Raw genomic sequence first — 22,461 nt, 5'->3', positions numbered from 1 at the left:
AATGCCGTGATCTGATGCAAGAGCCGGAGCATGCGTGCTTTCAGCCCGTTCGGCCGATCTCTGCTGCTCGCGGGGATCGCCACCATCGCCCTGCCGGCGGCAGCGGGCGAGTGTGAGGCGCCTCTGGGTTTCAGCTGGGCCCCCCAACGGCCCAACCAGGCCTGGATCCGCCTGCAGGATCAGCAGGTGATTCCCTGTCGCGACCTGGCGCTTGCTGGGGCAGATGGTGCGACTCAGGCGTTGCAGTGTGACCGTTTCCGGTTGGATCTCGCCGCTCCCACCACCGGGGTGACGGCGGTGGTGCTGAACCATTTCATGGATCAACGCTTTGTCTTCGAGAAGCCCCGGGCGTCCGTGACGCGTTCCTGTGATGCCAATCGGGTGACCCTCACCAGGGTGCTGAAGCTGAGAGGTCACGGCTTGCGGCTCGAGCTGGTGCAAACCTGGCGCTGGCGGCTCAGTGAGCATCAGCCTTCCAACACAACGCTCTGATTCTGTGGCGATCGCGACGCTGCCTCCGCCTCAGCAGCGATTGACTGAATGGCGATCTGAAACCTTTGATGGAACTTCTGGTTCTGGCGGCCCTGGCCATCCCCCTGTCCACCCTCGTGATCCAGGCCTTGGCCAAGGAAAACGACGATGAATTCGACTTTCTCTGACATCACGCCCCCTGTTGGATTCGAACCAACGACCGGCTGCTTAGATGATGAAAAAAGTTTACATTCGTGGACTGGGCTTTTGAGGCTATGTCTCGGTTGTTGGATGTGGAGGGTGCCCTAGGGAGACTCTGGAAAACCAGGGCCATTCGCGGGACAATGTCCCTGTGATCGCAGGCCAGGACTGGGTTGATGGGCGGCAAACAGCTCGGCTTCTTGGATTACGAGCTCACCACGGCCAAGAAGCAGACCAAACGGGAGAAGTTTCTCTCTGAGATGGAGGTGGTGGTGCCATGGCAGGCGCTGATCGACTTGATCGAGCCCCACTACCCAAAGACGAGCAAGAAAGGCGGTAGGCCTCCCTATCCGTTGGCCACCATGCTGCGGATCCACCTGTTGCAGCAGTGGTATTCACTCAGCGATCCGGCCATGGAAGAGGCCCTGATCGAGGTGCCCACCATGCGCCGCTTTGCCGGCATCGAGTTGATCAGCGACCGGATCCCTGATGAGACGACGATCCTGACCTTCCGCCACCTGCTGGAGAAGCACGATCTGGGCCAGCAGATCTTTGAGACGGTCAAAGCCCATCTCAGCACAAGGGGCATGACGATGCGCCAAGGCACGATCGTCGATGCCACCTTGATTGCGGCACCCAGTTCCACCAAGAACAAAGAAGGGAAGCGCGATCCCGAGATGCACCAGACCAAGAAGGGAAACCAGTGGTATCACCGCTGCGCGGAAGGCTGCGCCTACGGGATGAAAGTCCATATCGGCGTCGACAAGGACTCCGGCCTGATCCATTCAGTCGTCGCCACAGCCGCCAACGTGCACGACCTCACCCCAGCGGCTGAGCTGTTGCATGGCGATGAGGAGGTCGTCTACGGCGACGCCGGCTACCAGGGCATCACTAAACGACCTGAAATGGCGGGCCATTCAGCAGTGTTTCGGGTGGCGATGCGACCAGGCAAACGCCGAGCGCTACCTGACACTCCAGAAGGAAGGCTTGAGGATCTGATCGAGGCTGCAAAGGCACACGTCCGCGCCAAGGTTGAGCACCCATTCAGGGTGATCAAACAACAGTTCGGCTTTCAAAAGACCCGACTGCGTGGCCTGGCCAAGAATCGATGCAAGATTAATGTGATGGCCGCACTGACCAATCTGTTTCTCGCTCGTGGCCATCTACTGGCTGCAGCATGAACACAGAACTGGTGTGGCTGTTGGGATGAACAGGGTGCCAAAAGAGAAGGCAAAGAGCCCGTAATCAGCTATCCAGGGGCTGATTCAAGTCTCAATGCAACACAAAGGCCACGTCAGACAACTTTTGGCGGCCCCGCGCCGCTCAAACCGGCGTTGCCCAGAGCTTCCCTAGGTGACCCCGAAATAGGGCGAAAGTGCCCCCCTCTTTTGGGGGTGGGGTCACTTTTTGATGGCTGGTGTTGGGTAGAGGCCGGACTTGCAGTTCATCGGTCGAGGCGAGCTGGCTTAATGGCCTGGGCTATGGCTGCGGTGACAGCGCCCATCGGGTTGGTCTCAGTGCCCTTCTCCATCACGCGGTGCAGCACCTGCAGCAGTTGCGCGATGTACTCCTTGCGATCGATGTCGAAATCTTGAAAGATCTGCTGATTGGCCTCATTGATGTAGAAGTCGGCCGAACGGGGTTTTAGTCCCCATTCCGTTGCCGCAAGCTCAAGGCATTCGGAGCGAGTCCCACTGCGTGAAAGGATTGCACGCACCATATTCACGCGCTTGAGTTTTTCAGCCTTCGTGATACTAGTCATACCATCAGTTTATTGCCAACAAAAAACTCGCCATTGCTGACGGGGTGAATGCTTTGTCCGGAGATCGATAGCGACAAACACGCCCCCTGCTTGCCTTTGCGGGATTTGTAGACCTTTTGACCCTCTCGCTCGTGAGCTTTTCGATTAAGGATCAAGCCAGGTAGTTGCCGCTGCGCTGGAGATCACCAGCTGCATCTTCAACGATGGCCATGAGGTCACCACGTTGGTAGAGGAAGACGTCATCGCCTCGGTTCTGCATCTTGAGCCCTGATGCACCTGAGCCAAGTTGAATTCGGTCTTGGCCATTGTTGAAGTCTTCGATGATGGTGTAGCCGTCACCCCGCTGAATGTGGAAGGTGTCCCGACCACCCTGACCCCAGACGCGGTCTTTGCCGCCACCACCGATGAGGAGATCGTTACCACCTCCTCCGTAGAGGCGGTCATTGCCGGCCTGCCCGTTGAGGGCGTTGCTGGCTTTGTTGCCAGTGACTATGTCATTACCGGATCCAGCATTGACGTTTTCGATGGAGATGAGTCGGTCTTTGCCGTCGCCAGTGTTTTGCCAGCGGGTGGTGTTGAGGTTGATGCGGTTGGAACGTGAGGAGAACTGAGCGGTATCTCGCCCTGAGCCACCATTGATGGTGTCGTTGCCGAGTGCGCCATAGATCCAGTCATTGCCAGATAGGGCCTGGATTGAGTTGCTGCCGTTGGTGCCTGTGAGCCGGTCTGAGTAATAGCCAGCGATCAGATTTTCAACGCTGTTGATGGTGTCGTTGCCAATCTTGGCTTTGTCTTTTCCTGCAGTTGATGTGGCTTTGCCTTTTAGGAGGTTAACGGTGATCCCTGCTGTCGCAGAGGTGTATTTCAGGGTGTCTGTGCCGGCCCCACCGTTGTAGATGTCGTCGCCAAGTCCACTGCCGCCAATGATTAGGTCATTGCCAGAGCCGGCATCAACCTTGTCGTCACCAGCTTCTGCGAAGAGGGTGTCATTGCCACTGCCACCTATAAGGATGTCATTTCCTCCTCCGGCCTTAATTATGTCGTTGCCAGCACCTCCATTGATAACATTGCTATGGCTGTTAGCGATGATCGTATTGTGTTCGTTGTTGCCCTGAATGTTAAATGCTTTTGGCGTAAAGCTTGGCGTGACGACCTTCTCGATGCCCTCGCCCATCGTGTATTTATCTGAGTAGTAGCGGAAGATGACCGTGTCGATGCCACCATCTGTGCCGGTGTCTTTAATTGTGTCGCGCTCGTCATCAACGATGTAGAGATCACTGCCATTACCACCATCGAGGTAATCAGCACCATCCCCGCCCGTTAGTCGGTCATCTCCATTGCCGCCATAGAGGTTGTCGTCATCAAGCTCGCCGTATAGCTCATCATTGCCATCGCCACCATTGAGGGTGTCATTGCCATAGCCGCCATACAGGCGATCAGCACCACCCTGCGCATTGATAGTGTCAAAGCCGTTGTAGGCATAAATCCACTCACCCTCATCGGTGCCATTGATTCGCTCAGAGCGGTTCGTTCCCTGAATGATTGGTGGCGGGATGTCATAGGCCGGGTTGAAGTTGCTTTTATCAAGATCCGTGCGCTTGGTGTTCTTCAGCAGGGCAATGGTTTTAGCGCTAAAGGCCGTATCAAATGCACCATCAGCATCAAACTGCAGTTGTAGATCAGTTCCGCTCTTGACGAAGTCGAGGTAGCCATTGAGGAATGGATTGCTGCCATCAAAACCAACGGCCACATCACGGAAGAGCTGACTGAGATCCAGCAGGTCTCCGCCAACACCGGTGGTGAAGTCCGTGATCGTGAGCGCTGCTGCACCACCCAAGAACAGCGACTGGTAATACCCCTTGGTGAACACCACCGTGTCTTGGCCGCTGCCGGTGGTGACGCTGGTGCTGCCCCCTTGGGCACTGGTCACCGTGATGCTGTCATTGCCGCTGCCGGCATCAACGCTGTCGCGCCCGCCACCGGTTGAGATGGTGTCGTTACCGCCATCACCGATCAGGGTGTTGTTGCCGGAATCACCAGCGATGGTGTCGCTGTAATTGGTGCCGCGAACGTTCTCGAAGTTCTGCACCGTGGTGTTCACGGTGCCGAGGCCAGGAATGCCTTTGATCGTGAGTTTTTGGCTGGCCAGATTGGCGTCGATGCTGGCGGTGGTGCCGCCGGAACCATCAATCCAGTCATTGCTGCTGCTGGATGCGCGGATGGTTTCAAAGAAATCGGTGAAGGTGTCTTTGCCGGCGCTGCCTTTGCTGACGGTGCCGCCTTTGTTCAGCGTGATTGCTTGCCCCAGGCTGGAGTAATCAATCGTGTCGCTACCGGAACCAAAGGTGTAGGTGTCGTTGCCAGCGCTGGCGAGCATGACGTCGTTACCGCCATTGCCGCGCAGGATGTTGCCCTTGCTATCGCCTTTGAGCCGGTCAGCGGTATCGCTGCCATCGATGTTTTCAAAGTTCTGAACATTGACGCTGACCGTGCCAACCCCAGGCAGGCCGGTGATCTTCAGCGAATTGCTTTGCAGATCAGCATTGAGGCTGGCGGTGAAGCCGCCGCCGGTGAGGCCATCAATCCAGTCACCACTGCCAGTGCTGGCTTTGATGCTTTCGTAGAAGTCGGTGAAGGTGTCTTTGCCTTTACTGCCTTTATCAACGGTGCCGCCACGCACCAAACGAATCGACTGACCAAGACCTGAGTAGTCGATGGTGTCGTAACCACTGCCAAAGGTGTAGGTGTCATTGCCAGCGCTGGCGGTCATGACGTCGTTACCGCCATTGCCGATCAGGATGTTGGCCTTGCTGTCGCCTTGAATCCGGTCATTGGTGTTGCTGCCTTTGACGTGCTCAAAGTTCTGCACGTTGAAGGTGAAGGTGCCCACACCAGGCAGGCCGCTGACCTTCAGCGATTGGCTAGCGAGGTTGACATCGATGCTGGCGGTTGAGCCGGTGGAGGCATCAATCCAGTCATTGGCCCGTGTGGTGGCCTTGATGCTTTCAACAAAGTCTTTGAAGATGTCAGTGCCGAGGTCGCCTTTGTTGACGCTGCCGCCTTTGACCAGGGTGATATCGCGATAGAAGCTGGTGTAATCAGCGGTGTCGTAACCGGAGCCAAAAGTGCAGGTGTCGTTGCCGACACTGGCCAACATCACATCGTTGCCATTGCCTGCATTGATGGTGTCGTTGCCGGTGCCGCCATCAATCCGGTCGGCGCCATCCCCACCGGAGAGGCTGTCGTTGCCGGTGCCGCCTTTTAAGACGTCATCACCAGTTCCGCCTTGGATGTCGTCGTTGCCGGTGCCGCCATCAATGACGTCATTACCGCCATTGCCATAGAGCTTGTTGGCCAGGGTATTGCCCACCATCGTGTCGGCGGTGTCGCTGCCTTTGACATGCTCAAAATCACGGATCGTGATCGAGGCAGAGCCAATCCCTGGAATGCCAGACACCTTGAGGGAGTCAGCAGCGAGATTGACATCGAGGCTGGCGATCTTGCCGCCACCGGTAAGGCCATCGACCCAATCATTGAGTGAACTGGTGGCAATCAGTTCTTCTGGGAAATCAGCAAAGGTGTCGGTGCCATTGACGCCTTTATCGACTTTGCCGCCACGCACCAAGGTGATCGGGGCTGACATGGACGAATAGTCCATGATGTCGTAGCCGCCACCAAAGGTGTATTTGCTCGATCCATTCTCGCCAACGATGTAATCACCGCCAGGGGTGCCGATGACTTCATTGAGCGGAATGGAAACTGCCGCCGTAGCAATGTTCTCCTTAAATCCTTCCCCGTCTTGGTATTGAACTCTTAGGCGCAGTTGCTGGCCAGATTGGGTGGCAGGAATCTTGAAGTTTTGGCCAGTACCAACGGTCTTCCATATGGAGCCTTTATCGGCTGAAGTTTCCCAGCTGTAAGCAAAGGTGCCATTTCCATCAGGATCGTCTTTGGTTTTGACGGCAGTGACTGTTTGGCCAACTTTGACGCTGCCACTGATTTTGAACTCAGCATCGCCGTCATCTCGGCCAGAGCGGGCTTCGATGCGGATATTGTCAATCGCCCAGTGGTCGAAAGAGGATCCGCTGTTTCTTAGCTGACGCCAGCGGAACTGGGTCTTTATGCCGGCTGACTGAGCATCTTGCGGGATGTCAAATTTGAAGTTAGTCCACGAGTGTGTGTAGATACTGAATGTATATAGCTTTTTAAAACTCTGCCCATTATTTGTGCTGTATTCAAGAACAATATTTTCTCCACTGTCCACTCGCTCTCCGCCATTACTGCCATTCCCATTGATGTAATCGAAATTGATGCTTCCGCCCCGTCCTGCCTCAATTCCGATGGTTGTTGCCTGTCTGTAATTACTGCTTCTTCCGAAGAACAGTGAATTGCTGCGCCCTCTGAAGTTATTGTTGACCCCTGGAGACCCCGAAATAGAGCTCCAGAGACTTCCTGCACTGCCAGAAGAAAAGTCGTCTTCAAAAATTCTGGTGGCCGGTGGCTGGACTCTCCCTGCATTAGCAGCTAGCTCTTTTAGAGCCGCGGGCATCACGTTATTGTCCCAATAGCCATTTGCATAATTTGCAGAGGCGAAGTCATTCCCTAGGAATAGAACTTGCCCCTTTCCATATCCAATCAACGCAACTTCTGCCTGGCTATCAGTGCCAAATATTGCTTGAAAGTCCTTGACAGAGCCCCGTGATAACGACCCATCATAAGTTCCGTCTATGCTTGAAGTTAAGGAGTCAAAATGCGTGCCTTTTGCGTATTGAGTCTTTCGTGCATTGCGATTATCAGATGCCCCTTTTAAATCCCAGCCAAAAATCTTGTTTAAAAAGATAGCGTCGCTATCTCCGTCATCTGCAGTAAGCAAGATCTGACCGCCATTTTGCACAAAGCTTCTTAGCTCAGAGGCTGCACTAGATGGGAAAAAGCCGTTATTGTTTGGGTCTTGATTTTCCATGTCTGTCATCACAAAGACGTCCGACATGGAGAGCACGCTCCTCAGCTTGTTGATATCCGTAAAATTCTTGATCCCTGTATCAATCCTGTATTTCTCGCCGGCATTGATCTGCCTCTGAATCAGACTTCTGACATTCCCTTGTTCGCCAGGATTGCCATTCAAGTTATTAAAATCAAAACATGCAAATACCGTTTCTGTCTTGGCTGGAGGCTTGGGAGCAGGAGGCGTTGGTGTTCCCCCACTTGGCAATGTTCCCAGCGCAAAGGGATCGGCATAGCCGCCGCCATTGGCTTTCACCATGTCGCCGGTTTTGACATTCCCCATCAGCAGCAAACCCGCCACATGGGGGGCTGCCATCGAGGTGCCGCTGAGATCAGCTAAGGCTCCGCCTTTGTAATACGAGCGCACCGCAACACCGGGTGCTGCAAAATCAACATCGTCGCCGCCACTGGGGTCATCCCAGTTCGACCAACTCGCCATCTGATAGCGATTATCGACCGCTGAGATGGTGTAAACGTTCGGGTGATCACCGGCAGCAGCTGGTGAATAACCATCCGCATCACGGCCGCTATTACCAGCAGCAATGGCGAATTTGATGCCTTGATTGGCAGCTGCTTTAACTGCGCTATCGAGACCTGAGCTGAAGCCACCGCCCAGGCTCATGTTGATCACGCACTTTGATTTATCCAGGCCATTGCTGTTGATGACCTGCGTGGCGTAATTCACCGCATCGATGATCGTGCTGTAGTTCGCACCACCCCCGGAGCTGTTGAACACCTTCAGTGAAATCACTTCAGCGCCGGGTGCGACGCCCACAACACCTTTGCCATTGGCGAGGGCGGCAATTGTTCCGGCCACATGGGTGCCATGGCCGTTGCCATCGGTGAAGGCGCCTTCGCCGCTCACCCAGCTCTTAGACCAGGCCTTGTTGACCAGCAGATCACCGGTGGTGTCGAGCACGCCGGAATCGATTACAAAGGCATAGGTGCCGCTGCCGACATTGCCTTTGCTGCTGATATCCGTGCCGCCCCAAACCGCTTTAACGCCATAGGGCAACACCTCACCGGTGCTGGCGGTGCCATTGCTGTACACCGGCAGGGCGGATGTGGAGATGCCTCCCTGAGCGCCGAGATCCGACTCACTACTAGCGATAACATTGCCCACAAACACCTTCTCCAGCCGCACCTCTTGCTCCAGCGCGCTGCTTTCTGAAGAGGCGGCAACAGGCGCTGTTGTGCTGCCAGAGCTGTTGACTGGTTTGACCTCAACCGGTGGGCTCAGCGGCAGCGGGCGATCCGCCTCCACGCTCTTGATGCTGGGAACCTCGCGCAGCTGAGTGGCTTCTGATGGACTTAAGTCAACAGTGAAACCATTGATTTCGTCAAATAGTTTGTTCGGCTGGCGGTCCACACCCGCTTCGCGGAGAGCTTCTTGAACAGTTTGTTTAAGGTTGGTCTCAGCTGGCTTGCCTTTGACAAAAGAGAAATGCTGCGTGGGGGCTGATTCTGAGGGTTCAGCTGTTTGGCCTTTGTCGACTAAGTGATTGGTTTTTTTGCCTTGAAGGCTTTCAAGGAGGAATTCCAGTGAACGCATGATTTTAAATTTTAAGAACTGGATATTCGGAATAAGCGGATTAAGTTACGTGGATTCCGGGAATGTTTGCAGGGATTTGCTCGCTGCCAGCTTGTTGGTTGACGGCAACTGAGTTTCAGCAGAGATGGCTATTAAGGCTTTCTGAGGGCTTAATGTGAGATATACACCAAGAGCCAACCCTTTTGGTAAAAGAGGAATTTTGCTAAGCATGCTTTCGGCGTAATTTATTTGTTTTACATAGGCTATCATTAAATGGTTTGGTGTTGCTCGCCACTGCTGTTCTATGCGTTATTCGCATGGCGGACGAGCATCCCGCTCTTCTGCTCCACCCAGGCCTGGTCGTTGCTCTGGTATGTGCTCGACCGGGTTAGCACGATCTGATGGCCTGGGCGGTCACACCAGGCCTCCATCTCTGTTCATAAACACGGGGTCGTTGTCGGCATCGATGCCACGCAGCGGAAAAGGCAGTTGCCGCCGAATCAGCTGCTGAGCGGTGAGCACGACGGCGCCATCGCGCACCAGGATCGGCACGCTCTCGCTCCAACCGGTGGCGATGTCGGTGGCCACCAGCGTCTGACGTGACCCCTCTTGCTGGTCCAGTTCTTCTGAGAGCTGGTAGGTAGTCAGGCCGCTTTCCATTGCTGGATGACCTCTAGGGGCGTACGCCCCTGGAGCGCCGAATGCGGTCTGTAGGTGGCTGTGCGATTTGTCTGAAAAGCCTTGCAGTAACTGAACGCCCCCTGTTGGATTCGAACCAACGACCGGCTGCTTAGAAGGCAGCTGCTCTATCCAGCTGAGCTAAGGGAGCACGGCACCATCCTGGCAGTCTGCGGGATTCTGAGCACTTATGGTGGAGAGCTTGAACGCCAGAACCAATGGCCCCCAGCCGGCTCACCGACAGCCAGAAACGGGAGCTTGTGGAGCGTTATCGCTCCGGTGAAAGCACGGCAGCGTTGGCCGCAGCTTTCGGTTGTAGCGTCAACACCGTGAGCCGAACGGCGCGCGCCTTGTTGACGCCCGAAGCGTATGAGGCGCTGAAGAAGGAACGCGCTCGGGGAGGTGGTGCCGCCAGCCAAGCCGCGTTGGAGTCAGGCAGCCAAGCCGCCGTGCAATCCGATCGCATCCAGGCCGAGGCCACGCCTGCCGAACCCATCGACGATCAGGATCCAGCCACCCTCGCCCTGGATGACGCCGACGACTTCGGCGACGCGCTGGAGGATGCGGGAGAGGCGGACGAGGAACATGAACCGGAGCAGGAATTCCACACCGTTGCGGTGCTGACCGGACAGATCTCTCTGGAGATGGAGTCTCCGGCACCTGATTGCCGGCCGCTTGGTCCAGGCGTCTTGCCGGAAAGCGTTTACATGCTGGTCGACAAGTTGGTGGAACTTGATCCGCAACCCCTCAGCGCTTTTAAGGATCTGGGCGCTCTGGTGGCTGCCGATCAGGATCGGCAAGCAATCGGTCTGTATGCCAGCCCGCGAACGGCCAAGCGCCAGTGCGGCCGCAATCAACGGGTGATCAAGGTGCCCGATAGCCAGGTGTTTGAGCGGACCTCCCGTTACCTGCTCGCCCGAGGCATCACCCGACTGGTGCTGGATGGGTCCCTGATTGCCCTCGATGGCTGAGCCCCGCTTGATCAGCGCTCCCTGGTGGGCAGCCATGCCGCAGCCAGGCTGCCGCCACTGAGCACGCCGATCACCACGCTCACGCCCACCAGAAACCCCGAGGGCAATGGAGCTGTGTATCCGATGCCGAGGTTCAGGCGTTCACGATCGCTCAGGTTCTGGGCTCCAAGACACAGCACCAGCAACAGAAGTCCTGCCCCGCTCAGGCTGATCAGCATCAGGCGCAGGCGTTGCAGCATTCACGTCCCATTGGGCTCAGGCCAGTCTGCTGCCTCAGCCGTGTGGTGCAGCAAGGCATAGAGCTCCCGTTTGGACCGACCACTGCGGCTTGCCAGATGTTTGGCAGCGGCATTGGCGCTCATTCCTGCCCTGATCAGGGCCTCCAGCTCCTGGCGCCAGGCCGTTGCATCCCGCTCCGGTTGCTCCTGTGGTGCTGCTCCGCCCAGCACCAGGGTGCATTCCCCCTGGGGGGGGTGGCGGCGGAAGTGTTGGAGCGCTGCGCTGATCGTGGGCCCCACCTGTTCTTCATGCCGCTTGGTCAGCTCTCGCGCCACCTGCAGGCGGCGCTCGCCGCCGCATGGACCTGCCAGTTCCTCCAGCAGCTGCAGGAGTCGGTGCGGAGCCTCGTAGAGCACGGTTGTGCGTGTCTCCGTTGCAAGGGCTGCCAGGCGCTCGCGCCGCTCCTTGCTTTTGGTGGGCAGGAAGCCCTCGAAGCAGAAGCGGTCGCTGGGCAGGCCACTGCTCACCAGGGCTGTGGTGGCAGCGCAGGGACCGGGAATGCAGATCACGGCATGGCCGGCGCTGCGGGCTGCCGCCACCAGCGCTTCGCCTGGATCGCTGATGCCCGGCAAGCCCGCGTCACTGATGACGGCCACGCTGAGGCCCTGCGCCAGTTCTGCCAGCAGCTGGGGGATCCGGCTTCGTGTGTTGTGCTGGTGGAAGCTGCAGCGGCGGGCCGTCGAGCCGATGGTGCTGAGCAGTAGGCCGCTGTGGCGGGTGTCTTCGCAGGCAATGGTGTCAACGGTCAGCAGCAGCGCTTTGGCTCGAGGCGAGAGATCCCCGAGATGTCCGATGGGTGTGCCCACCACGTAGAGCACTCCGGCATCCGGTTCGGCCCGCTGCTTCACAATGGCTCCGCCCAGAAATCTCCATGATGCCGAGCCCCCTGACCTTGCCCGCCGGGATCGATCTGGAGTCGCTATTGGAAGCCCTGCGTCGACTGAGTTGGGGCGCCTCCGACATCTTGCGGGCCTATGCCCGCGGCGAGCAGCCCCCGCATGGTTTTCCCAAGGCGTTGAGTGTGGATGTCGGCGGGGAGGGCCCGGTGTCTGCGGCTGACCTGGCCGTGAACAAATGGTTGCTGGACGGTCTGTCCACCGCGTTCCCCGATGCCGACTGGACGCTGCTCAGTGAGGAGACCGCCAAAGAGCAGCTCACGGAGGGGCAACCTGTGCCGGCCGAATGGCTGTGGATTCTTGATCCCCTGGATGGCACCAAGGATTTTCTGCAGGGCACAGGCGAATACGCCGTTCATCTGGCTCTGGTGCGTGACAAGCGGCCTGTACTTGGTGTTGTGTTGCTGCCGGAAGCCGATGAGCTTTGGATCGGTCTCGTTGGTGAGGGTGCTTGGTGTGAAGACCGTCAGGGTGAGCGGTCACCGGTTCGTTTCAGCGACAGAACCACGGTTTCAGATCTGATCTTGGTGGCCAGCCGCAGCCACCGCGACGAGCGTCTGGTCAGGTTGATAGATGCCCTCGAGCTCGGCGGTTCCAAAGCAGTGGGCAGCGTTGGCTTCAAGGTGGCCACGATCCTGAGAGGCGAAACCGATCTCTACATCTCCCTCTCCGGTCGGAGTGCCCCCAAGGACTGGGACATGGCGGCTCCGGAAGCGGTGCTGCTCGCGGCTGGTGGTCGCTTCACCCACGCCGATCAGGCCAACCTCACCTACAACACCGGCGATGTTCGTCAGGCCGGCTGTCTGATCGCCAGCCATGGAAAAGCCCACGCCGAGCTTGGAGAGCGTGCGACACGGGCCATGGCCGAGATCGATCCCGGTTTTGCGGTCTAGAGATCGCTTGATGCTGCGCGATCAGAAGCGGAACACTTCGGGGGAACCAGTGATTTCAGTTTCGGCTCCAGTATTCACACTGTCGAGATAAGCATCGAAATCGGTGGTGCCGTCGGGGGCAAAGATGCCGAGGAATCCAGCAGGGACAGCGATCTTCAGGTCTTTGTCGTCGGCAGCGGAGAAATTATTGCCTTCGATCTTGAACTTGAAGCTGTTGCTGGTGGACGTGCTCTGGCTCTCGTAGTCGAACGCATCACCGGCTCCAGCGGCGCTGGTCACCGTGTTGTTGGTGATCATGAAGGTGCCAGTGGTGATGGAGCCTTCCGCCTCCTCGCCGAAGGTGGCCTTGATCAGATCACGCGGATCCTTGTTGTCAGAACCAACAGGATTGTCGTTGGTCTGGACGATGCGGTTGTTGTTGATGGTGATGTCGGCATCGAACTTCACACCCTCACCGGCTTTCTCGTTCACCGCGAACTCGATGCCATCACCGATCCGGGTTTGGATGTCGTTGTTCTCGATCACAGCGGTCACCTTGGTGGTGCCGTTCTTAAGCCCTTCATTGATGGTGAATTTGATGCCTTCCGCTTTGTCGGCGCGCTCAATGGTGCCGGCCAGGTTGTCGGTGTCGGCTTCGATTGTGTTGCCGGTGATCGTGAAGTTGTAGACACCCGATGCGGTGAAGTCGGTGTCAGACACGTTCTCCTGCAGGGTGATGGCGATGCCATCGGTGGAGCCGTCTTCCCCAGGGGCTGCACCCTTGGCGCCGGAGGTTTTCAGGGTGTTGTTCGTGATGGAGACGGTGGCCTGGGTGTTGGCACCGAAGGCATCGAGGGTGAAGCCCTCGTCGCCGACGCCCGTCACGGTGTTCTGATCCACGGTGAGGATCAGGCGGCCGTTGTCACCAATGTTGGCGTCGATGCCGTCAGCACCACCTTGGAGATTGCTCACAACGTTCTGATCAATCACTGCGGTGAGAGTGGCATTGCTGTCGCAAGCTCCGGCCACACCGTCGGTGAAGGCATCGGAGCCAAGGTTCTCACCACCGCGGCAGATGTTCACCTCGATGCCGTCGGTGGCGTTCGTGCCACGGTCAGCGGGGAAGCCCTTGCCGGAAGTGAGGTTGTTGTCCTTCACGGTATTACCCGAGATGGCGATGTAACCGTCTTTGTTGTTGCGAACGAAGATGCCTGCTTCCAGGTTGGAGTCTTCGCTGGCCTTCATTCCCGACACGGTGTTGCCGGTGATGATGTTGTCGGTGCTTGTGCCGATGTTTTCGATGTAGATGCCTTCGCCGGTGGCGCCAGTGATCACGTTGTCTTTGATCGTCACCTTGTTGCTGTTGCGCACATCGATGCCGCGACCGATGTAGCTCTCCACTGAAGAACCTTCGAGCAGGCTCAGCTCAGGGTTGGTGATGGTGTTGTCTTCGATCTCAAGGTTGGTGACAGTGTCCGCAAGGATCTGGCCGTTCACCTTGATGATTTTCACCGCCTGATCTTGAACCTGGTTCTTGACGGTGACCTTCACGCTGGTCTTGTCGCTAGTGCCGATGCCTTCAATCTGGATTGCGTCGTTTTTGGCAACATTGCCATCATTTGTTTTTAATGTGTTGTTGTTGATCGTGAATTGACCTGTGACGTAGGTGTTATCTGTTGCCGCCTGATCGCCTTCGTTTTCGCTGAAGTAGATGTTGATCAGATCTTTAACTTTGTCGTCAGGGGCGCCTGCTCCTGTGGCGTCATTCGTTTGGGTGACTGTGTTGTTGCTGATGGTGACGTCGTAGGTAACGTTGGCGTTGCCTTCGGCTTCCGTGAGGGTGTCGAATTCAATTCCATCACCCACGCGAGTCGTCACGGTGTTGTTGTCGATCAAGGCGGTAACTTTAATGTTGCCTTCCCTGAGTTTTTCGCCAATCGTGAATTTTATGCCCTCTGCTTTGTCGCCGTCTTCAACCCCGCTGGCCAGATTGTCCGTGTCTGCGGCAATCGTATTGCCGGTGATTGTGAAGTCATAGATTCCAGATGCCTCAAAATCGGTATCGGAGACATTCTCCTGCAAAGTAATCGCGATGCCGTCGGTGGATCCATTTTCGCCGGGGATTGAACCCTTGGAACCCGAGGTTTTGAAGGTGTTGTTGGCGATTACTGCCGTGGCCTGAGTGTTAGCACCGAAGGCATCAAGGGTGAATCCTTCGTCGCCGGCACCGGTGACAGTGTTGCCCTTTACGGTGAGATTTAGGCGACCATTGTCACCGATGTTGGAGTCGATGCCATCGGCGGCTCCTTGGAGGTTGCTGACCGTGTTGTTGTTGATCACCGCGGTCAGAGTTGCGTTGCTTTCGCAGGCTCCTGCTACTCCATCTGTGAATCCGTCGCCACCTAGGTTCACTCCACCACGGCAGATATTCACCTCGATACCGTCGGCTGCATTTCTGTCATCCCGATCATTGGGGAATCCTGTTCCGGATGTTTGGTTGTTGTCCTTCACGGTATTGCCGGTGATGGCGATGTAACCGTCTTTGTTGTTGCGAACGAAGATGCCTGCTTCGAGGTTGGTGTCAACATCCACCCGCATGTCGCTCACGCTGTTGTTGCTCACCGTGTTGTTGCGGCTGGTGCCGATGTTTTCGATGTAGATGCCTTCGCCAGTGGCACCCTTCACGGTGTTTCCGGTGATGCGGATGTTGTTTCCGTTCTTCACCGCGATACCGCGGCCGATCAGGCTGCCATTGGCATCACCCTCTAAGGCGCTGGTGGTGGGATTGGTGATGGTGTTGCCAGCAATCACCACATCGTTGGCACCGTCGAAGACGATGGCACCTTCACCATTCACCGAGCCGGTGAAGGTGTTGTTCCGGATGCTGACGTTGTTGGTGCTGCGATTGGTGATTGTGGCGTTGGTGAAGTCAAAGCCTTCGATGGCGCTCTCGCTTGCCACCGTCAGGGTGCCGTTGCTGATGGTCGGCCTACGGTTGACGTTGCCGGCGCCATAGATGTCGCGCAGGTCTGCCGTGCCGTATTGAGTGTCGAGATCGGGTGCATTGCCGCCGTTGCTCAGCACGGCGCCTTTGGGAATCGCCAGGCTGCCACCACCCAGATCGGTGGATTTGCCATCCGCCACCAGGATCACGTCGCTGTCGCCAGCATTCACGGCGGCAGTCAGGCTGCTGTAGTCGCAGTCGTTGCCGCTGGCATTGCTGCCGACGCAACGAATCACCCAACCTTCATTGGTGTCAGGATTTTCAGCTTTTTGGGTGCCTTTCTCGATCCGCACCTGGCTGATGCGCACATCAATTTCACGCTCCACGGGCAGGCCACGCTGGGCGAGAAGGGCTTGTTCGGCGCGGGAGATTTCCGCTGCAGCATCGCCGTTGAGCGGCTGGGTGCCGTAGCGGATGTAGCCGGTCGCTTTGCTTTCAAAAATGTCGTCGTAGCTGTAAGTGGCACCTACAGCGAAGTTGTCAGCGATGCGCGCTTCGGCCCGGGCGCTGAAGCCAGAGCTGTCAGGGCCGTCGGCCACTGTGGCGTCGAGGTAGTAATAGCCGGCATAGAGCCACAGGCCACCCTTGTCCCATCTGGCCACGGGAGTGCCGACTTCCAGGTCCAGACCGCCGTAGCTGGTGATCCAGTCTTGATAAGTGTTAGTGAGATACAGGCTGTTATTGCTTAGATAGGCACCTGAATACCCCCGCCCCACTTCTTGATTGCTGTCGCTCAAAGGGATGTAGCCGTTGGCGCGCAGCTCCACGTTTTTGTTGAGCGCTTCAAGGCCCACGCCGGCCTGCCAGTTGTAATCACCCTCATAAGGGGTGGTGTCGGCACCGGCGTTAACGCCAAACATCCAGCCGTTGTCGTTACTTAGCCAGCGGTAACCAAGCCGGGTGCTGGCGCCGAAGTTGCTGTCGTTGAGATCTCCGCCGAAATTCCAGTTGGCAAAACCATCCACGAACAGCACATTGCCCTCCTCGCTCTGGGACAGCGGAGCAAAGATGTAGCCGCTCAGAGTGTTCGGGGTGCCAGCGCCCTCGCTCTGAAATCGCAGACCACCATTGGTGCGTACTTGAGGCACTTTGTACTCTGACGCCGGTTCGGCTGCATAGGCGGCAGAAGCGGAGAAGGTCAGGGCAAGGCCGGTCAGGGCGGTCCGAAGAAATTTCATTTAAGAGCAAATAGAACTCCGCTACTTCACCGGTTCGGGCCGCCGCATGGTTAATGAAGTCATTAAGGCTTGGTTGTCATTACTTGTCCGATATGGCAAGTCTTTGTGTCGTCTTGACTTGAGATCGGTCTTGCTTTGGTGTGGGTGATGCGGCGGCAGCTTTTACGCGACTCGGCATGTCCGGTTTGATGCTGCAAACCCGCGTGGAAGCCAACGTGCGTTGAGGCGGAGCCTGATCGCCAGCCATGGAAAAGCCCATGCCGCGCTTTGTGAGCAGGCGACATGGGCGATGGCCTCGATTGATCCTGGCTTTCAGGTCTGAGGGAAGGCTGAGGTGTGCGCCCCTCAGGTCAGGGGCGCAACGGGGGTGGGGGCCGGTTCGGGTTCAGCGTCTTCGCCGTTCTGAGGGACGCCCCGCAGGGTGAGGTTGATGCGGCCGCGATTGTCGATTTCACGGACACGCACCGTCACCTCATCGCCCACCTTCACCACGTCTTCCACCTTCTCGACCCGTGCTTCCGAGAGCTGGGAGATGTGGATCATCCCTTCCTTGCCGGGCAGGATTTCCACAAAGGCACCAATGGGAATGATCCGGGTGATCGCGCCACTGAACACCTCGCCTTCGTTCACCTTGCGGGTCAGTCCTTCGATGATTTTCTGTGCCTCGTCTGCCGCCGCCCCGTCATGGGAGGCGATGGTGACGATGCCGCTGTCTTCGATGTCAATCTTGGTGTTGGTGCGTTCGGTGATTCCCTTGATCGTGCGGCCGCCAGGGCCAATCACCGTGCCGATCAGCTCAGGGTCAATGCGGAAACTGAGCAGTCGCGGAGCATGGGGGGAGAGGCCCTCCCGGGGGGTATCGATCGCCTGCATCATCTTCTCGAGGATGTGCAGCCGTGCCGGCCTGGCCTGGTTCACGGCCTCGGCGACCGTGCTCACCGCCAGTCCGGTGATCTTCATGTCCATCTGAAGCGCGGTAATGCCCTTGTCGGTGCCCGCCACCTTGAAATCCATGTCGCCAAGGAAATCCTCAATTCCCTGGATATCGGTGAGGATGCGCACCTCATCGCCTTCTTTGATCAATCCCATGGCGGCGCCGCTCACGGGTGATTTGAGGGGAACGCCAGCATCCATCAGGGCGAGAGTGCTACCGCAGACGGAGCCCATGGAGGTGGAGCCGTTGGAGCTGAGCACTTCACTCACCACACGCACCACGTAGGGGAAGGTGTCCTTCGCGGGCAGCACCGGCAGGATCGCCCGCTCAGCCAGGGCGCCGTGGCCGATTTCCCGCCTGCCGGGGGACCGCATCGGCTTGGTCTCACCGACCGAGTAAGGAGGGAAGTTGTAGTGGTGGAGATAGGTTTTTTCCGTGCTCGGATTGAGATCGTCCATCTCCTGAGCGTCACTCGGGGTGCCCAAAGTGGCGGTGGAGAGCACCTGGGTGAGACCCCGTTGGAACAGGCCGGAGCCGTGAACGCGCTTGGGCAGCACGCCGGCGGCGGCGCTGATTGGCCGCACCTCATCAAGACCGCGGCCGTCGACGCGCTTGCCATCCTTGAGGATCTGCTGGCGCATCAGCTTTTTCGTGAGCGCTTTGAACGACGCCGGCAGGGCCTTGCTGTTGGCGCTCACGGCCTGCCGGACCGGGTCATCCTCCTTGAGGCCCTGGATCGTTTCGGCCGTGGAAGCCCTGATCGCATCGAGCTTGGCGTCCCGGTCGGCCTTGCTCTGCTCGAACTGCTTGAGCACCTCGCCGATCGGCTTGCTGCATTGCTTCTCCAGGTAGGTGGGAAGCGTGGCGTCCTGTTCGGGGGCTGGGGGGATGACCTGCTCAATGCCGGCCTGTTTCAAAATCTCCTGTTGCGCCTTGATCAGTTCGCAGACCGCCTCGTAGCCGAAATCGATCGCTTCGATCACATCTTGTTCGGGGAGCTGGTTCGCGCCGGCTTCCACCATCACCACACCCTCAGGGGTGCCAGCCACCACAAGATCCAGGTCACCCCGTTCGATCTCCCTGTAGCTGGGGTTGAGCACGAAGTCATCGCCGAGCAACCCCACACGCACGGCAGCCATCGGCCCGTGGAAGGGAATGCCTGCCAGCAGGGTGGCCATGGAGGCGCCTGTCACCGCCAGCACATCAGCGGGAACCCGCTCATCCAATGACATGCAGGTGGCCACGATCTGCAGGTCGTCCCGGAGCCAGTTCGGGAACAGGGGCCGCATGGGCCGATCGATCAGTCGGGAGATGAGGGTGGCTCGTTCTGGAGGACGGCCCTCCCGGCGCATGAAGCTTCCAGGGATGCGACCGGCGGCATACAACCGCTCTTCGTAGTCGCAGATGAGGGGGAGGAAATCGATACCATCGCGTCCGCTCGATCGGGTGGCGGTGACCAGCACCGAAGTGTCGCCGCACTCGATCATCACTGAGCCGCCGGCCTGGGGGGCATACCGCCCTGTGGTCAGTCGAATCTCCCGTCCATCAAAGGAGATCGACTGGGTTTGTCCTTGCACTTGCGTTTATGTCTTTCTGTCATTCACCAGTCTCGCATTTGAAAGGAAGAACTGGCCACACCTGCATCCGTCCATAAAAAAAGAGGCAACAGGGTTGCCTCTTCCGTGCGAAAGCTGGGCCGATCGGACAATCACCAGCTCGACTTCACCACTCCAGGGAGTTCGCCTTTGTGGGCGCGTTCGCGCAGCTGATTACGGCAAAGGCCGAAGTCGCGATACACACCGCGGGGTTTGCCCGTGGCCCAGCAGCGATTGCGGATGCGGGTGGGAGCACTGTTGCGAGGGAGGGATTGGATCTTCCGGTGGATCTCCAACCGCTCCATTGGATCGTTCGCCGCATTGAAGGCGGCCATCAGCGCCGTGCGCTTCGCCGCATACCGCTCGACCATTTTCTTCCGCTTCACGTCGCGGGCGATCATCGACTTCTTGGCCATGCGGGCGGGGAGAGCGTTGCGAATAATCCATAACCATACCTGTTGGCTGGGCTGTGAGGTCTCAGTGGCCGGTGAGCTGCTGCACCAACGGCAATTGGCTGGTGTCGCGCACGATCAACACCACGCTCAGGCCGAGCAGAAGCAGCAGACCGGACTGCATCACCGCCAGCTGAAGACGCTCCGGCAGGGGGCGGCCCCGCACCGCTTCCAGCAGGATGAGAACCAGTTGGCCGCCGTCGAGCAGAGGTAAGGGCAGGGCGTTGAGCACGGCCAGGTTCACCGAAATCAACGCGGTGAAGAGCACCAGTCCACCTTGGCCCTGGCTGCTGAGCTGGGCCCCCATCTCCACGATTTTCACCGGTCCGCTCACTTGCTGGGCGGTTTCTCCGAAATGGGTGATCAGCCCGCCATAGCCCTCCACCGTGTTGCGCAGCAGCCCGCCGAATTCCGCAGTGCCGAAACCGATCGCCTCCAGCGGGTCCCGGGCGGGACGCAGGGCGCTGCCCCGATTGATCTGGAGCTGGGCGCCGATGCGTCCGAGTCCATCCCGATCCTCAGGTGTGAGGGTCAGGACCTGCTCCGTGCTCGGTTGCTCCTTGCCCGTTGGGCGCTGGGTCAGCAACGCCAGCGACTGCCCCGGTTCGCTCTGCACCTGATCCACCAGCGATCGCACCGCGTCCTGACCTGTGCCCAGCAGCTCACCGTCGAGCCGCAGAATCCGATCACCGGCCTGGAGACCGGCACGGGCTGCCGCTTCCCCGGGTTGCACGGCCACCACCAGCACGCCCGGTTCAGCTTCGGCGGGCAGACCCATCAGGGCTGACTGACCGACCAGCAGAACCCAGGCCAGAATCAGATTGGCCAGAACCCCGGCACTGATCACCAGGATGCGCTGCGGGATCGGCCGATTGCGCAGCAGATCGGGATCGTCGGCTGGGATGGGGCTGTCGTCGTCGTCATCGGGAAATGACACGAAGCCACCGAGCGGCAACAGGCGCAGGGCATAGGTGACACCCCGCCACTCCGTCTTGATCAGGGCCGGCCCAAAGCCAACGGAGAAGCCATTCACGCGGATGCCCTGCCCCACCGCTGCGAGGAAGTGGCCCGCTTCATGAATCACCACCAGAAGCCCCAGGGCGATCAGGGCTGAGAGAACGTTCACACCGCCTTGGTCAATCGACTCATTCTGGCCGCAGACAGTCGCTGCCGAAGTAAGGCCTCAGCGCCTCGGGCAGCACCACGCTGCCATCGTCCTGCTGGCCGTTTTCGAGCAAGGCCGCCATGGTGCGTCCGATCGCCAGACCGCTGCCATTGAGGGTGTGCAGCAGCCGGGTGGTTTTACCCTCCTTGGTGCGGATGGAGGAGCGCCGCGCCTGAAAATCGCCACAGACGCTGCAACTGGAAATCTCGCGGTAGGCGCCCGCTCCGGCCAGCCACACCTCGAGGTCATAGGTGCGTCGGGCGGAGAAACCCAGGTCTCCTGTGCAGAGGTCCAGCACCCGATAGGGCAGCTCCAGGGCCTGCAGCACAGCTTCAGCGTCGGCCGTGATCTGGGCGTGGGCCTCATCCGAGTGGTCGGGATGGGCAAACCAATAGAGCTCCACCTTGTTGAACTGATGCAGACGGATCAGGCCGCGGGTGTCTCGGCCATAGCTCCCCGCTTCCCGTCGAAAACAAGGGCTGTAGGCCACGTAGCGCAGCGGCAGCTGGTCAGCGGGAATGATTTCGTCGCGGTGCAGCGAGGTGACGGGCACCTCCGCTGTGGGTGTGAGCCAGAGGTCATCATCGGCGCACCGAAAGCTTTCTTCCGCGAATTTGGGCAGTTGCCCCGATCCGGTGAGGCTGGCACTGTTGACGAGGACCGGCGGCAGCACTTCGCGGTACCCCTTGCTCGTGTGCAGGTCGAGCATGAAATTGATCAGGGCCCGCTCCAGTCGCGCCCCCTGGCCGAACAGGGTCACGAAACGGCTCTGAGCGATCCGAACCGACCGCTCCGTGTCGAGCAGGCCGAGTCGATCGGCGATCGCCCAGTGCTCCTGCAGTCCGTCGCCAAGGCGCGGCGTGCCCCAACGGCGCACCTCCTGGTTCTCGGTTTCATCGCTGCCGTCGGGACAGTCGGGTGACGGCAGGTTCGGCAGGGTCAGCAGTTGCTCTCGCAGGCGCCCTTGGAGCTGTTTCTCTTCGTCTTCCAGGACGGCGACCTTGTGCTTGATCGCATTGCCTTGCTGGCGAAGGGCTGCCACCTCCTCACCTTTGGGGTCGGCCCCGGCCTTGATCTGAACGCCAACCTCCTTGCCGATGCGATTGCCTTCGGCCTGCAGGCTGCTGCGCTGTTCCTCGAGGTTTCTCTGCTGCTGGGCCATCAGCTGCAGACCGGTGAGGTCCACCTCCAGGCCCCGACGCCCCAGTTCCCGGGCGATCAGGTCGGGATTTTCACGCACGAGGCGCTGATCAAGCACGATGAAAGGAACGGCAGCGCCGGCAGCCTAGGTGCAGGCCCTCAGAGCACCTGACCGACCATGACGGCGGCCACGGCAGAGAAGATGGTGATGCCGAGGGCGGTGAGTGGGTTTTGGCCCTGGGCCACGGCCACGGTGGTGATCACGCCGGCACCGAGGCACGCCACGGCGAGTTGGCTGGTGAGTTCACTGGATCGGTTCACGCCGGCT

Annotated in this window: 15 protein-coding genes and 1 tRNA gene; 4 read left to right on the top strand and 12 right to left on the bottom strand. The window is 58.6% G+C overall.

Features of this window, described 5'->3' with window-relative positions:
* Nucleotides 1-30 precede the first annotated feature (30 nt).
* Both SynWH8101_RS11040 and SynWH8101_RS11035 read left to right on the top strand, forming a co-directional pair.
* Nucleotides 31-492, top strand: a complete 462-nt coding sequence (locus SynWH8101_RS11040; protein ID WP_130129810.1) for a hypothetical protein — start codon at nt 31-33, stop codon at nt 490-492.
* A gap of 356 nt (nt 493-848) precedes the next feature.
* Nucleotides 849-1,853 (top strand): IS5 family transposase, encoded by a 1,005-nt coding sequence (locus tag SynWH8101_RS11035; protein WP_130129433.1) that lies wholly within the window; start codon nt 849-851, stop codon nt 1,851-1,853.
* 263 nt (nt 1,854-2,116) lie between these two features.
* On the opposite strand, the gene SynWH8101_RS11030 is transcribed toward SynWH8101_RS11035, so the two are convergent.
* The 4 genes from SynWH8101_RS11030 to SynWH8101_RS11015 form a co-directional block, all read right to left on the bottom strand.
* Entirely contained in the window at nt 2,117-2,434 is a 318-nt protein-coding gene (locus tag SynWH8101_RS11030) for a hypothetical protein (protein ID WP_130129809.1), read from the bottom strand.
* Between the two features lie 151 nt (nt 2,435-2,585).
* Nucleotides 2,586-8,990 (bottom strand): S8 family serine peptidase, encoded by a 6,405-nt coding sequence (locus SynWH8101_RS11025; protein ID WP_130129808.1) that lies wholly within the window; start codon nt 8,988-8,990, stop codon nt 2,586-2,588.
* Nucleotides 8,991-9,383: 393 nt separating this feature from the next.
* Nucleotides 9,384-9,629, bottom strand: coding sequence for a hypothetical protein (locus SynWH8101_RS11020; protein ID WP_254427950.1), 246 nt, complete (start codon nt 9,627-9,629; stop codon nt 9,384-9,386).
* 95 nt (nt 9,630-9,724) lie between these two features.
* Nucleotides 9,725-9,798 (bottom strand) — tRNA-Arg (locus SynWH8101_RS11015).
* 67 nt (nt 9,799-9,865) lie between these two features.
* Here SynWH8101_RS11015 and SynWH8101_RS11010 point away from each other — a divergent pair.
* Nucleotides 9,866-10,618, top strand: a complete 753-nt coding sequence (locus tag SynWH8101_RS11010; RefSeq protein ID WP_130129807.1) for a helix-turn-helix domain-containing protein — start codon at nt 9,866-9,868, stop codon at nt 10,616-10,618.
* 11 nt (nt 10,619-10,629) lie between these two features.
* On the opposite strand, the gene SynWH8101_RS11005 is transcribed toward SynWH8101_RS11010, so the two are convergent.
* Together SynWH8101_RS11005 and rsmI are read right to left on the bottom strand one after the other, a co-directional pair.
* The gene (locus SynWH8101_RS11005; RefSeq protein WP_130129806.1) at nt 10,630-10,857 is read right to left on the bottom strand and encodes a hypothetical protein; all 228 of its coding nucleotides are present in this window, start codon (nt 10,855-10,857) and stop codon (nt 10,630-10,632) included.
* Entirely contained in the window at nt 10,858-11,745 is an 888-nt protein-coding gene (rsmI, locus tag SynWH8101_RS11000) for a 16S rRNA (cytidine(1402)-2'-O)-methyltransferase (RefSeq protein ID WP_130129805.1), read from the bottom strand.
* 23 nt (nt 11,746-11,768) lie between these two features.
* On the opposite strand from rsmI, the gene SynWH8101_RS10995 reads away from it, so the two are divergent.
* Nucleotides 11,769-12,686, top strand: a complete 918-nt coding sequence (locus tag SynWH8101_RS10995) for a 3'(2'),5'-bisphosphate nucleotidase CysQ (protein ID WP_130129804.1) — start codon at nt 11,769-11,771, stop codon at nt 12,684-12,686.
* 21 nt (nt 12,687-12,707) lie between these two features.
* Here the strand turns inward: SynWH8101_RS10995 and SynWH8101_RS10990 are convergent, their stop codons facing one another.
* From SynWH8101_RS10990 to SynWH8101_RS14190, 6 genes are all read right to left on the bottom strand, one after another.
* On the bottom strand, nt 12,708-16,847 hold the full coding sequence (locus SynWH8101_RS10990) for a right-handed parallel beta-helix repeat-containing protein (protein ID WP_130129803.1): 4,140 nt from the start codon (nt 16,845-16,847) through the stop codon (nt 12,708-12,710).
* Between the two features lie 345 nt (nt 16,848-17,192).
* Nucleotides 17,193-19,358, bottom strand: a complete 2,166-nt coding sequence (locus SynWH8101_RS10985; protein WP_130129802.1) for a polyribonucleotide nucleotidyltransferase — start codon at nt 19,356-19,358, stop codon at nt 17,193-17,195.
* Between the two features lie 131 nt (nt 19,359-19,489).
* Nucleotides 19,490-19,792 (bottom strand): 30S ribosomal protein S14, encoded by a 303-nt coding sequence (rpsN, locus tag SynWH8101_RS10980; protein ID WP_130129801.1) that lies wholly within the window; start codon nt 19,790-19,792, stop codon nt 19,490-19,492.
* Between the two features lie 61 nt (nt 19,793-19,853).
* On the bottom strand, nt 19,854-20,954 hold the full coding sequence (gene rseP / locus SynWH8101_RS10975) for an RIP metalloprotease RseP (RefSeq protein WP_130129800.1): 1,101 nt from the start codon (nt 20,952-20,954) through the stop codon (nt 19,854-19,856).
* A gap of 19 nt (nt 20,955-20,973) precedes the next feature.
* On the bottom strand, nt 20,974-22,251 hold the full coding sequence (gene serS / locus SynWH8101_RS10970) for a serine--tRNA ligase (protein WP_130129799.1): 1,278 nt from the start codon (nt 22,249-22,251) through the stop codon (nt 20,974-20,976).
* Nucleotides 22,252-22,292: 41 nt separating this feature from the next.
* Nucleotides 22,293-22,454, bottom strand: coding sequence for a hypothetical protein (locus SynWH8101_RS14190; RefSeq protein WP_165380985.1), 162 nt, complete (start codon nt 22,452-22,454; stop codon nt 22,293-22,295).
* Nucleotides 22,455-22,461 lie beyond the last annotated feature (7 nt).

The sequence above is a fragment of the Synechococcus sp. WH 8101 genome (assembly GCF_004209775.1).
GTDB lineage: Bacteria > Cyanobacteriota > Cyanobacteriia > PCC-6307 > Cyanobiaceae > Synechococcus_C.
The sequence above is the reverse complement of the archived record's forward strand: the minus strand, read 5'-3'. Positions and strand labels throughout refer to the sequence as shown.